The following is a 14,566-nucleotide window of genomic DNA, read 5'->3' as shown; positions in this document are numbered from 1 at the left end:
ATTGGTGGAGCTAAGCGGGATCGAACCGCTGACCTCCTGCATGCCATGCAGGCGCTCTCCCAGCTGAGCTATAGCCCCGGATTTCTAGCCTCTCGGCCCAGCGACATCATGAAATATCGCTTGTGCAATACTGGCGTCCCCTAGGGGACTCGAACCCCTGTTACCGCCGTGAAAGGGCGGTGTCCTAGGCCACTAGACGAAGGGGACGAACCTTCTTACCTTCAAGACTTGGTTGCTGGACCAGTCTTGCTTCACGACCTTGATCACGAAGCGGAATTTGGTGGAGCTAAGCGGGATCGAACCGCTGACCTCCTGCATGCCATGCAGGCGCTCTCCCAGCTGAGCTATAGCCCCACAATGTCGCTTTGAACTGAATCACCGGCTGGGTGCCTGGTGCTTCATTTTCGTTCATCGCTGTGGACGGGGCGCATATTAAGATCGGATTGCAGCACTGTCAAACGAATTCGTGAAAATATCAAAAATTTTTTTCACAGATAACAATCACTTACCGCCCTGCCCTGCTCCCGGCGATTGCCAGGTCCTGTGGCAGCGGGCAAGCCCACTGCCACAGGGGCGTGAGATAAGCCAATCAGGCGATATTCGCCAGCAGCTTTTCCCACTCCTTGTTCTCTTTCTTCGACACGCCGCCCAGCAGTTCCAGCGCCTGGCGCAGACGGTAGCGGGTCAGGTCGGGGCCGAGAATCTCCATGGCATCAAGCACCGACACCGAGCTGGCCTGCCCCGAAATTGCGGCGAACATCAGCGGCATGGCGTCACGCAGCTTCAGCTCCAGGGCCTCGACCACCGCCTGGATGCAGCCGGTAATACGCTCCTTTTCCCACTGCCGCAGGCTTTCGAGCTTCCACAAGATCAACTGCATGACCTGACGCACCTGATCGGGCGACAGTTTCTTGTGCTCGAACAGCTTGGCATCGAGCTTGAGGGCGCCCTCGAAGAAGAACCCGCCCAGTGGCGCGATCTGGCTGAAGGTTTCGACACGACCCTGTACATGCGGTGCGATCTTCATCATGTAGTCGCTGTTGAACGCCCACTTCTGTACGCGCGCCGCAAACTCCTCGACCGGCAGGTCGCGCAGCCACTGACCATTGAGCCAGGACAGCTTCTCGATGTCGAAGATCGGCCCGCCAAGGGAAATACGCGACAGGTCAAAATGCTCGACCATTTCTGCCAGGGAGAACTTCTCGCGCTCGTCCGGCATCGACCAGCCCATGCGCCCCAGGTAGTTGAGCATGGCTTCAGGCATGAAGCCCATACGCTCGTAGAACGTGACCGAGGTCGGATTCTTGCGCTTGGACAGCTTGGATTTGTCCGGGTTACGCAGCAGCGGCATGTAGCACAGCTTGGGTTGCTCCCAGCCAAAATACTCGTAGAGCTTGATCAGCTTCGGCGCCGACGGCAGCCACTCCTCGCCTCGCAAGACGTGGGTGATGCCCATCAGGTGGTCATCGACCACGTTGGCGAGGAAGTACGTCGGCAGGCCATCGTTCTTCATCAGAACCTGCATGTCCATGCGGTCCCACGGAATCTCGACATCGCCACGCAGCATGTCCGGCACCACACAGATACCTTCGCTCGGCACTTTCATGCGAATCACGTGGGGCTCGCCAGCGGCCAGTCGACGCTGCACTTCCTCGGCGCTCATTTTCAATGCGCGGCCGTCATAGCGCGGTGTTTCGCCACGGGCCATCTGTTCGGCACGCATCTGATCCAGCTCTTCGGCGGTGCAGAAGCAATAGAACGCATGGCCGGCATCGACCAGTTGCTTGGCGTACTTGGCGTAGATCTCGCCGCGCTCGCTCTGGCGGTACGGGCCGTGCGGGCCGCCAACGTCCGGACCTTCATTCCATTCGATACCGAGCCAGCGCAGGGCATCGAAAATCTGCTGTTCCGACTCGCGGGTCGAACGCAACTGATCGGTGTCTTCGATGCGCAGGATGAACTCGCCGCCGTGCTGCTTGGCAAAGCAGTAGTTGAACAGGGCGATGTAGGCAGTGCCGACGTGGGGGTCGCCAGTGGGCGATGGCGCGATACGCGTGCGAACGGTGGTCATGGACAGTCTCGGACGAAAGATGAAACAAAGGCGGGATGTTAGCAGGGTGCGGGCATCGGGCTCCAGCAATGGCGCTATCGTCACTTGTGACGGTGCATTGCCGAGCTGTTAAATTTGCTTACATTTCTGGAACGATAGTCCCTATGCCTGCTCAACTCAAACGCCGCCTGCTGATCTTTCTCACCTTGGTGGTGCTGGTCGCCCTCGCCTTTCTCGCCCACTGGTATTTCAAGGGGCGTTTCTACGAAAGCACCGACAATGCCTATGTGCAGGGTGAGATCACTCGCATTTCCAGCCAGCTGGGTGCGCGGGTCGACGAGGTGCTGGTAGAGGACAATCAACACGTCACGCAAGGCGATCTGCTGGTCCGCCTGGAGGTCGCCGACTTCCAGCTGGCGGTCGAGCGTGCCCGCGCGGCACTGGCTACGCGTGAAGCCGAACGCGTCCAGGCGCAAAGCCGACTGACCCAGCAAGACAGCTTGATCGCCGCCGGCCGAGCCCAGGTGGCCGCCAACCAGGCCACCCTTGATCGCTCGCGCCTGGACCTCAATCGTGCCGAAGCCCTGCGCAAACCCGGGTTCGTCTCGGAGGAACGAGTCACCACCCTGTCTGCGGAAAACCACGTCGCCCGCTCCCAAGTCGACAAAGCCCAGGCCGACCTGCAGAGCCAGCGCCAGCAGATCGATGCGTTGACGGCCGAGCTCAAGCGCCTCGATGCGCAAATCGCCAACGCCCGCGCAGACCTGGCACAGGCAGAACTCAACCTTACCCGCTGTGAAATCCACGCCCCCATCAGTGGCACCATCGGCCAGCGCAGCGCACGCAATGGCCAGGTGGTGCAGGCCGGCGCCTATCTGCTATCGATCGTCCCGGACGAAGACATCTGGGTGCAGGCCAACTTCAAGGAAACCCAGATCGGCAACATGCATCGGGGCCTGCGTGCCGAACTGATCTTCGACAGCTATCCCGACACCCCGATCGAAGGCCGTGTCGACAGCCTGTTCGCTGCATCCGGGGCGCAATTCAGCCTGCTGCCTCCAGACAATGCCACCGGCAACTTCACCAAGGTGGTGCAACGCATTCCGGTCAAGCTGACCTTTGCAGCCAATAACCCCTTGCACGGTCGCATTCGCCCAGGCATGTCGGTAACCGCCACCGTCGACCTGCGCAACAGCGCCGATCAGGCAGAGCGCGGCGAAACTCACGATGGCCGGTGACCAACTGCTGCGACCGACTGCGGAGCCTAGCCGGCGCGACTGGATTGCGGTGATGAGCGTGATGCTCGGTGCATTCATGGCCGTGCTGGACATTCAGATCACCAACTCCTCGCTCAAGGATATCCAGGGGGCATTGTCTGCCACCTTGGAAGAGGGCTCGTGGATCTCGACCTCCTATCTCGTGGCGGAAATCATCATGATTCCGCTGACCGCCTGGCTTGTGCAGTTACTATCCGCGAGGCGCCTGGCGGTGTGGGTCTCGCTTGGTTTTCTGGCGTCCTCGCTGTTGTGCTCGATGGCCTGGAACCTGGAAAGCATGATCGTGTTTCGCGCTCTCCAGGGCTTTACCGGCGGCGCACTGATTCCGCTGGCCTTCACCCTGACCCTGATCAAGCTGCCCGAACACCATCGAGCCAAGGGCATGGCGATGTTCGCCATGACCGCGACCTTCGCCCCCTCCATCGGTCCGACCCTGGGCGGTTGGCTCACCGAAAACTGGGGGTGGGAATACATCTTCTACATCAACATCCCGCCGGGGCTGGTGATGATCGCAGGGCTGCTCTACGGGCTGGAGAAGAAAGAGGCGCACTGGGAACTGCTCAAAAGCACCGACTACGCCGGCATCGTCACCCTGGGGGTCGGCCTGGGCTGCCTGCAAGTCTTTCTGGAAGAAGGCCATCGCAAGGACTGGCTGGAGTCGAGCCTTATTGTCGGCCTGGGTACCGTGGCCCTGCTCTGCCTGATCACCTTCGTCATCCTCCAGCTTTCGCGGGCCAACCCCCTGATCAACCTGCGCATCCTTGGCAACCGCAACTTCGGGCTGTCGAGCATCGCCAGCCTGGGCATGGGCGTTGGGCTTTATGGTTCGATCTATCTGCTGCCGCTGTACCTTGCGCAGATCCAGGGCTACAACGCCCTGCAGATCGGCGAGGTGATCATGTGGATGGGAATTCCACAGCTGTTCCTGATTCCGCTGGTACCGCAACTGATGAAGGTGATTGCGCCCAAGTTGCTCTGTGCACTGGGCTTTTGCCTGTTCGGGGCTGCCAGCTTCGGCTCGGGAGTGCTCAACCCGGACTTCGCAGGGCCACAGTTCAACCATATCCAGATCATTCGCGCACTCGGGCAGCCCATGATCATGGTCACCATCTCGCTGATCGCCACGGCTTACATTCAGCCCCAGGATGCGGGCTCGGCTTCGAGCCTGTTCAACATCCTGCGCAACCTGGGCGGCGCCATTGGTATTGCCTTGCTGGCCACCTTGCTGGATGCAAGGACCAAGGTGTATTTCGACTACCTGCGCGAATCAGTGGTGCCAAGCAACCCGCAAGTAGCGGAGCGGCTGGCTCAGTTGGCCGAGCGACTGGGCAGTGACAGCGCAGCACTGGGGCGCTTGAGCGAAATCACCCACCAGCAGGCATTGATCATGGCCTACAACGATGCCTTCCATCTGGTAGGGATCGGTTTGGCGGTCAGCATGGTGGCGGTCTTGCTGACACGCAAACTGCCGCAGGGGCTGAAAGCCGGCGAGGCACACTGACCCTGTAACCCGGCCATTTCTGCGCCGACGAGCGCACTCAGCTGGCGATCAGCCGCTCACGCAGTTGCCCGATCTCGTCGCGCAACTGGGCGGCGGCCTCGAACTCCAGGTCGCGCGCCAGCTGGAACATCTTCTCTTCCAGTACTTTGATGCGCTTGGTGATCTCGCCAGGAGTGGCGAGCTCTGCCTCGTAGCGCGCAGCCTCCTCCGCAGCCTTGGCCATGCCCTTGCGCTTCTTGCTGCGCGCACCGGGCACCGTGGCGCCTTCCAGGATATCGGTGATGTCCTTGACCACCCCCTTGGGCACGATGCCATTCGCCTCGTTGAACGCCACCTGCTTGGCCCGACGCCGCTCGGTCTCGTCGATCGCCCGCTGCATGGAGCCTGTCACCTGGTCGGCATAGAGAATCGCCTTGCCGTTGAGGTTGCGCGCAGCGCGGCCAATGGTCTGGATCAGCGAACGCTCCGAACGCAGGAAGCCTTCCTTGTCGGCATCGAGAATGGCCACCAGCGACACCTCCGGCATGTCCAACCCCTCACGCAACAGGTTGATGCCCACCAGTACATCAAAGGTACCCAGACGCAGGTCCCGGATGATCTCCACCCGCTCCACGGTGTCAATGTCCGAGTGCAGGTAGCGCACACGCACATCGTGGTCTGCGAGGTAGTCGGTAAGATCCTCGGCCATGCGCTTGGTCAGGGTCGTCGCCAGCACCCGTTCCCCCACCGCCACGCGCTTGCCGATTTCCGACAGCAGGTCATCCACCTGAGTGAGGGCTGGACGCACCTCTACCTGAGGATCGACAAGGCCGGTTGGCCGCACCACCTGCTCGACCACACGCCCGGCATGCTCTGCCTCGTAAGGGCCAGGCGTCGCCGAGACGAAGATGGTCTGCGGGCTGACTGACTCCCACTCGTCGAAGCGCATAGGCCGGTTATCCAGCGCCGATGGCAGGCGGAAGCCATACTCCACCAGTGTCTCTTTGCGAGAACGGTCGCCCTTGTACATGGCGCCGACCTGAGGAACGCTGACGTGTGACTCATCGATCACCAGCAACGCGTCGGCAGGAAGATAATCGTAGAGCGTCGGCGGCGGGGCGCCAGCCGGGCGACCGGACAGATAGCGCGAGTAGTTTTCGATACCGTTGCAATAACCCAGCTCGAGAATCATCTCCAGGTCGAAGCGCGTACGCTGCTCCAGACGCTGGGCCTCTACCAGCTTGTTGGCCTTGTTGAGGTACTCCAGCCGCTCGCCGAGCTCCTCCTTGATGCCGTCCACCGCCTCGAGCAGAGTCTCGCGCGGGGTCACATAGTGGCTCTTGGGGTAGAAAGTGAAACGCGGCAGCTTGCGGATCACTTCGCCGGTCAAGGGGTCGAAGGCGGCAATGTTCTCCACCTCGTCGTCGAACAGCTCGATACGGATGGCCTCAAGGTCCGATTCGGCCGGAAAGATGTCGATCACATCACCACGCACCCGGAAGGTGGCACGGGCGAAGTCCATCTCGTTGCGGGTGTACTGCAGGTCGGCCAGCCGGCGCAGCAGTGCGCGCTGGTCGAGCTTGTCGCCGCGATCGACGTGCAGAACCATCTTCAGGTAGGTTTCCGGGCTGCCCAGGCCATAGATACACGACACCGTGGTGACGATGATCGCGTCGCGCCGCTCCAGCAATGCCTTGGTCGCCGACAGGCGCATCTGCTCGATGTGGTCGTTGATCGAGGCATCCTTCTCGATGAAGGTGTCCGACGACGGGACGTAGGCTTCCGGCTGGTAGTAGTCGTAGTAGGAGACGAAGTACTCCACCGCGTTGTGCGGGAAGAAGGCCTTGAACTCGCCATACAGCTGGGCAGCCAGCGTCTTGTTCGGCGCCAGCACCATGGTCGGGCGCTGGACCTGCTGAATGACATTGGCGATGCTGAAGGTCTTGCCGGAGCCGGTCACCCCGAGCAGGGTCTGGTGCGACAGGCCCGCTTCGATACCCTCGACCATCAGGCGAATGGCTTCGGGCTGGTCGCCGGCCGGCTGGAATCGGGTGACGAGCTGGAACTCGGACATGACGGACCTCTTGGATGTCGCAGCAACTGTAAATTTAGCCAGTAGTCTATACGCAAAAAGACGCGGCGGGGTGGCCTTTGCCGCCGCAGATGTGAACGCTCATTGCGGTGGACAAGGCAATTCGACCAATGGTCGAAAAATATTTGCGCAAAGCGCCTGAAAACCTGTGCCAGAGTGTCGCAGTGACCGATCGGTATCACTATACTGACTCCCCGTTTGCACCGCTTCAGTGCACTGGGCTGGAGGGTGCATTTCCTATCACTCTCCTATTCAGAGCCAAGGTAACAATGAGCCTGTTTTCCGCTGTCGAGCTGGCACCCCGCGACCCCATCCTGGGCCTCAACGAAGCATTCAACGCTGACCCACGTACCGACAAGGTCAATCTGGGCGTTGGCGTCTATTGCAATGAGGAAGGCCGCATCCCGCTGCTGCGCGCGGTGATCGAAGCCGAAACCCAGCGTGTCGCCCAACATGCCTCCCGCGGCTACCTGCCGATCGACGGCATCGCTGCCTACGACCAGGCCGTACAAAAACTGCTGTTCGGCGCTGAATCTGCACTGCTGGCTGAAGGCCGCGTAGTGACCGTGCAGGCTGTCGGCGGTACCGGCGCCCTCAAGATCGGTGCCGACTTCCTCAAGCGCCTTTCGCCGAACGCGGTAGTCGCCATCAGCGATCCGAGCTGGGAAAACCATCGCGCCCTGTTCGAGACTGCAGGCTTCCCAGTACAGAGCTACCGCTATTACGACGCACCGAGCAACGACGTCAACCGTGCCGGCATGCTCGAAGACCTGAACACGCTGCCCTCGGGCTCGATCGTCGTCCTGCACGCCTGCTGCCATAACCCGACCGGTGTCGATCTGTCGCTCGACGACTGGAAGAACGTACTGGAAGTGGTCAAGGCAAAAGGCCACGTGCCATTCCTCGACATGGCCTACCAGGGCTTCGGCGAAGGCATCGGCGAAGATGCCTTCGCCGTACGCCTGTTCGCCGATTCGGGCCTGGAGTTCTTTGTCTCCAGCTCGTTCTCCAAATCGTTCTCGCTGTATGGCGAGCGCGTCGGCGCGCTGTCGATCGTCACCGCTTCGAAAGACGAGAGCACGCGCGTGCTGTCGCAGGTCAAGCGCGTGATTCGCACCACCTACTCCAACCCGCCGACTCACGGTGCAACCATCGTCGCCACCGTGCTCAACAGCCCGGAACTGCGTCAGATGTGGGAAGCCGAACTGGGCGAAATGCGTGAACGCATCCACGGCATGCGCAAACAGATGGTCTCGCTCCTGGCCGAGTACGGTGCCAACCGCGACTTCAGCTTCGTCGGTCGCCAAGTCGGCATGTTCTCCTACTCGGGCCTGACTGTGGAACAGGTCGCGCGCCTGAAGAACGACTTCGGCATCTACGCGCTGGACACCGGTCGCATCGCTGTGGCGGCACTGAACCAGAGCAACATCCACGTGGTCACCAAGGCCATCGTCGAAGTGCTGTAACTGCTTGATTTGCCAGGGGGCAGCTTGACTTCCCCTTGGCATTCAGTAAGATACGCGCAGATTCCGCGATAGCTCAGTCGGTAGAGCAAATGACTGTTAATCATTGGGTCCCTGGTTCGAGTCCAGGTCGCGGAGCCAGACACTGAAAAACCTCCAGATGCGCAAGCACTGGAGGTTTTGTGTTTTTCCGGGATCAGAAAGATCGTCGCAAGATGCGCTCAGTGGTCGCGCCCGATGGGGTAGAACACCCCGCCACTCCAAACCCCCAACCACTCCTCGCCATCGATCACGCGTGGCACCGCAAGCTCCACCATCTGGTAGAACACATTGCGGTGGATGAGCGCTTCGAGGTTGCTGCGCATCAGCAGGTAAGGCGATGGCTCATGCGTTGTCGGATCTGTCTCTACCCGAATGGGGTGATCAGGACCGGCCTCGACCTGATCCTCGACATTGCTGGTGAAACGCAGGACCTGCTGCTCACCACTACCCTCCACTTCCAGGCTAACCGCCACGAACGGCGCATCATCGACACGAATTCCCACCTTTTCCACAGGCGTTACCAGGAAATAGTCATCACCGTCGCGACGAATGATGGTAGAGAACAAGCGCACCATCGGCTTGCGCCCGATCGGCGTCCCCAGGTAGTACCAGGTGCCGTCGCGGGCGATGCGCATGTCGATGTCGCCGCAGAAATCGGGATTCCACAGATGCACGGGAGGCAGCCCCTTCTCCTTGGGTATCTGCGCCAGAAGATCGTTGGCCTTGCCCGTACCTGTCATCACCCGTTCCTTACCGACTCATTCCCAGGAGGCTACGAGCGTACTCGCGCATGGGTGCCGCGAGCAAATCCTGCGGCGTGTTGTCGTGGAACGTCAACAAACCGCCACGGCTCTTGATGCGTGCGGTATCGATCAAATAGCGCGTGCTGGTTTCGATCAGCATCATCTGCACCACACCGGTATCCCAACCGAGGCGATCCACTGCCTGCTCGTCGTACCATTCGTCGCCATTACCAATGCGGTCATCGGTGCGAGCGAAACGGGTATAGAGCACGTAATGGGCTCCGACCGAACGCGCCTCGGCTATCGCGTCCTCCAACCCCAACGGCGCCCTGGCGCGACGCACCAGCGGGAAGTACTCGACGAAGCTCTTGAATGCTTCTTCTGCAACGGCATTCTGCTGCGGCACCGGCCCTTTTCCAGGCGGCACGAAAGCGCCCTGGCCAATGAAGATAAACGAATCAGGCTGCAGCCGAACCGACAGGGTTCGGGCGGTATCGCTGTGATCGAGCAGACCGGCGTCGCTCATCTGATAGCGAACACCTTCGCCCATGTCGCTGACTTTCATGCAGCCGCTCAACGCCATCAGCGCCAGCAGCAAGACCAGGCTACGCATCTTTCCTCCAGTGACCGGTGACGAAAAACCGGCGAATAGCCGCCAGATGCAGCTTTTGCGCCAGCTCAGCCGCCGATCACCTTCATCACTGTCACACCCCCCGAGAACGCCAGCTCCTGCTTGTCCGCCAGAGCCTTGACCAGCAGACGCTGAATCACTGGAAGTGCCTGGTGACGCGGCTTGTCGAGCAGATCGCCGATAAAGTGGCGATTGCTCGAAGACAGGCAGCCATGCAGCCAGCCAGTAGAGGACAGACGCAAGCGCGAGCAGGTCCGGCAAAACGGCACGCTCTCGTTGGCAATCACACCAAAGTAACCTTGGCCAGGAATCTGGTAGCGCAGGGCCGTTGCATCCAAAGCCGCTGGCGCCTGCTGGAAGTGATGATGATCGCCGATCAATGCCAGCAATTGCTCGAGACTGACGAACTGACGCAGGAATGCATTCGAATCAAGTGCCAGGTGACCCATGCGCATCAACTCGATGAAACGCAGTTCATAGCCTCTTGCCAGGCAGTAATTGAGCAGCGGCACTACCTGATCGAGATTGTGCCCGCGCATCGGCACCATGTTGACCTTGATGCGCATACCCGCCGCACTCGCCTCCTCCATGCCCCTCAGCACGCTGGCCAGGTCGCCGCCCCGAGCGATGCTGCGAAATGCGGTTGGGTCGAGGGTATCGAGCGAGACATTGAGCCGGTCGATACCCGCTGCACGCAACATCGCAAGCTTGCGACTGAGCAACTGACCGTTGGTGGTCAAGGCGATATCCTTGAGCCCCAAGCCACCGACAATCTTCAGGAATGGCTCCAGGCGGGGGCTGATCAATGGTTCGCCACCGGTGATGCGCAGACGCTCGATACCTGCGGCATCGACCAGAAGAGCCACCCCGCGCGCCAGTGCATCGGCGGACAGCTCATCCTGCGCCGCCACCAGGCGCTTGCCATCGGGCACACAGTAACTGCACGCATAGTTGCAGGCAGCTGTCAGGCTGACGCGCAGGTTGCGAAAACGCCTGCCTTGACGATCGACGATCATGGGTGACTCCGGCATGAGAAAAGCGAGCCGGCAAAACTTGACTCAAAGATCAGGTTTTTGCAAGCCCTGTCGCCGAAGCAGAAGTGACTGGCGGAGCCTGCCCGTCATGGACAACGCTCCGCAGGGGGTCTTCAGGCGGCCGGTTCCGGGTCGCGCTTGCGCTTGTTGCCCATGCGCACGCCGATGTCCATCAGGAACTGGAAGAAACCTTCCTGATCCTCGAGAACGTTGCTCCAGAACGGCGAGTGATACAGCGCTACGGCGCCATGCACCAACGCCCAGGCAGCGCAGTAGTGGAAGTATGGCGGCACATCCTCGAGCTTGCCTTCACTGATACGGCCCTTGATCAGCTGGGTCAGGCGCTCGAAATTGGAGGCGCGAATACGGTGCAGTTCCTCGACCATCTCCGGCACCTGATTACCCTTGACCACCTTCTCCTCGAGACGGTCGAACAAGCGGTAGCGCTGGGGATCGCGCATGCGGAACTCGAAGTAGGCTCGCGAAAGGGCTTCCTTGTCGCGATCGACGTCGTCCGAATGCAACAGCGCGTTCAAATCACGCTCGTAGTCGAGCATCAGGCGCAGGTAGATCTCCGCCTTGGACTTGAAGTGCTTGTAGATCGTGCCTTTGCCGATACCGACCGCGTCGGCGATCATCTCGACGGTGACACTGTCTTCACCCTGTTCGAGAAACAGCTTGAGCGCCGTGTCGAGGATTTCTTGCTCGCGGCGACGAAACTCACGGACCTTACGAGGTTCTTTCTGCATAAGAAGGACTGGATGACAATCGAAGCGGATTATTATGCCTAACTTGCAGCAAATTGCACGGATCATCCAACCATATCTGTGTTTCATGATGAGTTCGAGTGCAAACCGGGTCTGCTTGGTCTGAATCCCAGGGATGCGTGAGATACTCCGCGCCCGACTGCCACTCGTCTACAACCGACGCGGCAGGGCTCGCCAGACTCGCCAGGCTCATCGAACGCTGTACGCAGCCGGGAAGCCGCGCACGATCTACACACTCTCCAGACTTTTCACCGCACATCTATACAGATAGGTACGTAATAGCAGCAAACTCATCCGATTTCTGCTGGCTGCCATACCCTGATGGCCCATTGGTTGTCAGGTGTATTCCAAATCTGTTTAAAAAACGACCAACTGACGCTGGCAGTGCGAGGATACTCGCCAATACTTGAAGTGTTGGCGCGGCGCATCCCCCCAAGTGGCGCGCCGATAAAGGTGCCCAGGGACCGCGTACCTTTGTTTTACTCCTAATGGTCTTAACCCGGATTCCTCCCCCAGAATCCGGGTTTTTTTTGCCCGCCTTGCTTTAGCTTCAGGCGACGCGTGCCAAGGGGAACAGGCGCTTGAAGTTGGCGGTCGTCTGCTCGGCCAACTGCGCGTAGCTCACCCCTCGCAACGATGCGACGTACTCGGCGACTTCACGCACGTACTGCGGCAGGTTCGGCTTGCCGCGATACGGGATGGGCGCCAGGTATGGCGAGTCGGTCTCTACCAGCAGCCGGTCGACAGGCACCTGGCGTGCGACCTCGCGCAGGGCTTCGGCATTGCGGAAGGTGACGATTCCGGAGAGCGAGATGTAGTACCCCAGATCGAGTGCAGCCTTGGCCATGTCCCAGTCTTCTGTAAAGCAGTGCAACACGCCCGCCTGCGGCAGACTGGCCTCGCGCAGCAGCGCCAGGGTGTCGGCCCGCGCCGCACGGGTGTGAACGATCACCGGCTTGCCTGTCTGCCGAGACGCTTCCAGGTGCAGGCGGAAAGACGCCTGCTGCAACTCGGCGGCCTCAGGCTCGTAGTGATAGTCCAATCCGGTTTCGCCAATGGCCACCACGTGCGGGTGAGCCAGCTCGCGCAACAACCATTCCAGCGCCGGCGTCTCCCCCGGGGCCAGATCGAGCGGGTGCACGCCTACCGAACAGTCGACGTCGGCGTACTGCTCGCTCAGGGCCTTTACCGCCCCGGCGTTCTCGGCGCTTACGCCGATGCACAGAAAATGCCCGACCCCACGCTCGCGGGCCGCCTGCAGGGCGGCGTCGAGCGAGCCCGCATGGGCGCTCAGGTCAAGTCGGTCGAGGTGGCAATGGGAATCTACGAGCATGGAATGAAAGCACACATGAAAATGAACGATGGGGAATCAGCGCGTGGCCAGCATCTGCAGCCAATGGGCCAACAGGGCTTCGAGCAGCAGCACGCGATTGAGGTTGGCCTTGCCCTGCACTTTCTGGCGCTGCTCGAGAATCCAGGCCTGGACCTCGAGCACCCTGCCCTGCCGGCTCTTCTGCGCAAGGTATTGTATGACCTTGCGCATGTCGGCCAAGCCTAGCCCGTCTTCGTCCTGGGTCAACTGGTAGCGCAGGATCAGGTGCGACCAGTCGCAGAACCAGTCGAACAGCAACAGCAGCGGCACGTTGTTCCAGGCCTCGGCCAACTGGCTGGGCGATTGCTGCTGCTTGATCAACTTCTTCACCCCCTCGGTGACCAGTGCCCGTTGCTCGCGCACACCCTGGGACTGCAAGTTGACAGCCATCAGTGGAGACCCTGCCGCCAGGGTCAGCAGTTCGTCACGCTCGACCTGATCGAGCTCCGGTAGCGCCGTCGCCAGCCAGGCCTGACTCTGCGCAAGCGTCGGCTGCGCACAGGCGACTTGCTGGCAACGGCTCTTGATCGTTGGCAACAAACGGCTGGGCTGATGGCTCACCAGCAGCAGCACGGTATCGCCCGAAGGCTCTTCGAGACTCTTGAGCAAAGCGTTGGAGGCGTTGACGTTCATCGCTTCGACCGGCTCGATCAGTACCACCTTGCGCCCGCCCAGCTGCGCAGTCTGCACCACGAACGAAACCAGATCCCGCACCTGGTCGACCTTGATGGGCTTGTCGGCCTCTTCGGGTTCCAGCACGAAGTTATCGGGGTGGCTGCCAGCCTTGAGCAACAGGCACGACTTGCATTGCCCGCAGGCATCCACCCCTTGCGGCTGCTGGCACAACAGGCGAGCCATCAGGCGTTCGGCCATGGCGCGCTTGCCGATACCCTGCGGCCCGTGCAACAGGTAGGCATGGGCATGCTGGCTGCGCCCGGCCAACTGCTGCCAGAGCGCTTGCTGCCAGGGGTAGGCCTCAGCCACGGCAACGCTCCAGGATACCTGGCAGCAATGCGTCGATGGCGCGCTGCACCGCCTCAAGCGGCTGCCCGGCATCCAGCAGGCTGTAGCGCTGCGGCGCTTGGCCTGCGCGCTGCAGATAAGCCTGACGCACCGACTCGAAGAATGCCTGGCCCTCCTGCTCGAAGCGGTCCAGGCGACCGCGGGCGGCAGCACGGGCAAGACCGACTTCTACTGGCAGATCGAAGACCAGGGTCAGGTCCGGGCGCAGCGTGCCCTGAACGAAGTCTTCCAGCACCGCGATACGCTGCACGGGCAGGCCACGTCCCCCGCCCTGATAGGCGTAGGTGGCGTCGGTGAAACGGTCGCAGAGCACCACGGCGCCCCGCGCCAGTGCTGGGCGAATGACCTCGGCCAAGTGCTGGGCGCGCGCAGCGAACATCAACAGGAGCTCGGTGTCGACCGCCATGGTTTCGTCGCTGGGAGCGAGGAGCAACTCGCGGATACGCTCGGCCAACGGCGTGCCACCAGGCTCACGGGTCATGACCACATCCACGCCCTGCTCACGCAGGCGCGCGGCCAGGTACTCGCGATTGGTGCTCTTGCCCGCGCCTTCGGGGCCTTCCAGAGTGATGAACAAACCGCTCACGGGCAT

The 14,566-nt window shown here is 61.0% G+C and carries 13 protein-coding genes and 4 tRNA genes; 5 read left to right on the top strand and 12 right to left on the bottom strand.

What is annotated here, in order from left to right:
• Positions 1–2 precede the first annotated feature (2 nt).
• The 4 genes from F6X62_RS11175 to gltX all read right to left on the bottom strand — a co-directional run bounded on the left by F6X62_RS11175 (position 3) and on the right by gltX (position 2,071).
• Positions 3–78, bottom strand: a tRNA-Ala gene (locus F6X62_RS11175).
• Positions 79–131: 53 nt separating this feature from the next.
• Positions 132–207, bottom strand: a tRNA-Glu gene (locus F6X62_RS11170).
• 71 nt (positions 208–278) lie between these two features.
• Positions 279–354 (bottom strand) — tRNA-Ala (locus tag F6X62_RS11165).
• 235 nt (positions 355–589) lie between these two features.
• Positions 590–2,071 (bottom strand): glutamate--tRNA ligase, encoded by a 1,482-nt coding sequence (gene gltX / locus F6X62_RS11160; protein WP_054893088.1) that lies wholly within the window; start codon positions 2,069–2,071, stop codon positions 590–592.
• A gap of 143 nt (positions 2,072–2,214) precedes the next feature.
• On the opposite strand from gltX, the gene F6X62_RS11155 reads away from it, so the two are divergent.
• Together F6X62_RS11155 and F6X62_RS11150 are read left to right on the top strand one after the other, a co-directional pair.
• Positions 2,215–3,288, top strand: coding sequence for an HlyD family secretion protein (locus F6X62_RS11155; protein WP_153773510.1), 1,074 nt, complete (start codon positions 2,215–2,217; stop codon positions 3,286–3,288).
• Between the two features lie 49 nt (positions 3,289–3,337).
• Entirely contained in the window at positions 3,338–4,828 is a 1,491-nt protein-coding gene (locus F6X62_RS11150) for an MDR family MFS transporter (protein WP_176717847.1), read from the top strand.
• Positions 4,829–4,865: 37 nt separating this feature from the next.
• Here the strand turns inward: F6X62_RS11150 and uvrB are convergent, their stop codons facing one another.
• Positions 4,866–6,881 carry an excinuclease ABC subunit UvrB gene (gene uvrB, locus F6X62_RS11145; protein WP_054893085.1) on the bottom strand — a complete coding sequence of 672 codons (2,016 nt, stop codon included), beginning with the start codon at positions 6,879–6,881 and terminating at the stop codon, positions 4,866–4,868.
• Here uvrB and F6X62_RS11140 point away from each other — a divergent pair.
• From F6X62_RS11140 to F6X62_RS11130, 3 genes are all read left to right on the top strand, one after another.
• The gene (locus tag F6X62_RS11140; RefSeq protein WP_153773509.1) at positions 6,880–7,041 is read left to right on the top strand and encodes a hypothetical protein; all 162 of its coding nucleotides are present in this window, start codon (positions 6,880–6,882) and stop codon (positions 7,039–7,041) included. The genes uvrB and F6X62_RS11140 overlap by 2 nt on opposite strands.
• Positions 7,042–7,168: 127 nt before the next feature.
• Entirely contained in the window at positions 7,169–8,365 is a 1,197-nt protein-coding gene (locus tag F6X62_RS11135) for an amino acid aminotransferase (RefSeq protein WP_153773508.1), read from the top strand.
• Positions 8,366–8,427: 62 nt separating this feature from the next.
• A tRNA-Asn gene (locus F6X62_RS11130) sits at positions 8,428–8,503 on the top strand.
• 80 nt (positions 8,504–8,583) lie between these two features.
• On the opposite strand, the gene F6X62_RS11125 is transcribed toward F6X62_RS11130, so the two are convergent.
• The 7 genes from F6X62_RS11125 to tmk form a co-directional block, all read right to left on the bottom strand.
• Positions 8,584–9,144, bottom strand: coding sequence for a DUF1285 domain-containing protein (locus F6X62_RS11125; RefSeq protein ID WP_063543841.1), 561 nt, complete (start codon positions 9,142–9,144; stop codon positions 8,584–8,586).
• A gap of 10 nt (positions 9,145–9,154) precedes the next feature.
• Positions 9,155–9,760, bottom strand: coding sequence for a DUF4823 domain-containing protein (locus F6X62_RS11120; protein WP_054893082.1), 606 nt, complete (start codon positions 9,758–9,760; stop codon positions 9,155–9,157).
• A 65-nt stretch (positions 9,761–9,825) separates the two neighbouring features.
• Complete coding sequence (locus F6X62_RS11115) at positions 9,826–10,794, bottom strand: GTP 3',8-cyclase MoaA (RefSeq protein WP_153773507.1); 969 nt, start codon at positions 10,792–10,794, stop codon at positions 9,826–9,828.
• 131 nt (positions 10,795–10,925) lie between these two features.
• Positions 10,926–11,561, bottom strand: coding sequence for a TetR/AcrR family transcriptional regulator (locus F6X62_RS11110; RefSeq protein ID WP_065861191.1), 636 nt, complete (start codon positions 11,559–11,561; stop codon positions 10,926–10,928).
• A 568-nt stretch (positions 11,562–12,129) separates the two neighbouring features.
• Positions 12,130–12,912, bottom strand: coding sequence for a TatD family hydrolase (locus tag F6X62_RS11105; protein ID WP_063543837.1), 783 nt, complete (start codon positions 12,910–12,912; stop codon positions 12,130–12,132).
• Positions 12,913–12,948: 36 nt separating this feature from the next.
• Positions 12,949–13,935, bottom strand: a complete 987-nt coding sequence (locus F6X62_RS11100) for a DNA polymerase III subunit delta' (protein ID WP_065861192.1) — start codon at positions 13,933–13,935, stop codon at positions 12,949–12,951.
• Positions 13,928–14,560 carry a dTMP kinase gene (gene tmk, locus F6X62_RS11095; protein ID WP_153773506.1) on the bottom strand — a complete coding sequence of 211 codons (633 nt, stop codon included), beginning with the start codon at positions 14,558–14,560 and terminating at the stop codon, positions 13,928–13,930. The genes F6X62_RS11100 and tmk overlap by 8 nt, the downstream gene beginning before the upstream one ends.
• Between the last annotated feature and the right edge of the window lie 6 nt (positions 14,561–14,566).

The organism is Pseudomonas sp. MNR3A, assembly GCF_009650575.1.
Taxonomy (GTDB): domain Bacteria; phylum Pseudomonadota; class Gammaproteobacteria; order Pseudomonadales; family Pseudomonadaceae; genus Aquipseudomonas; species Aquipseudomonas machongensis.
This window is presented reverse-complemented; position numbering and strand designations above follow the sequence as displayed.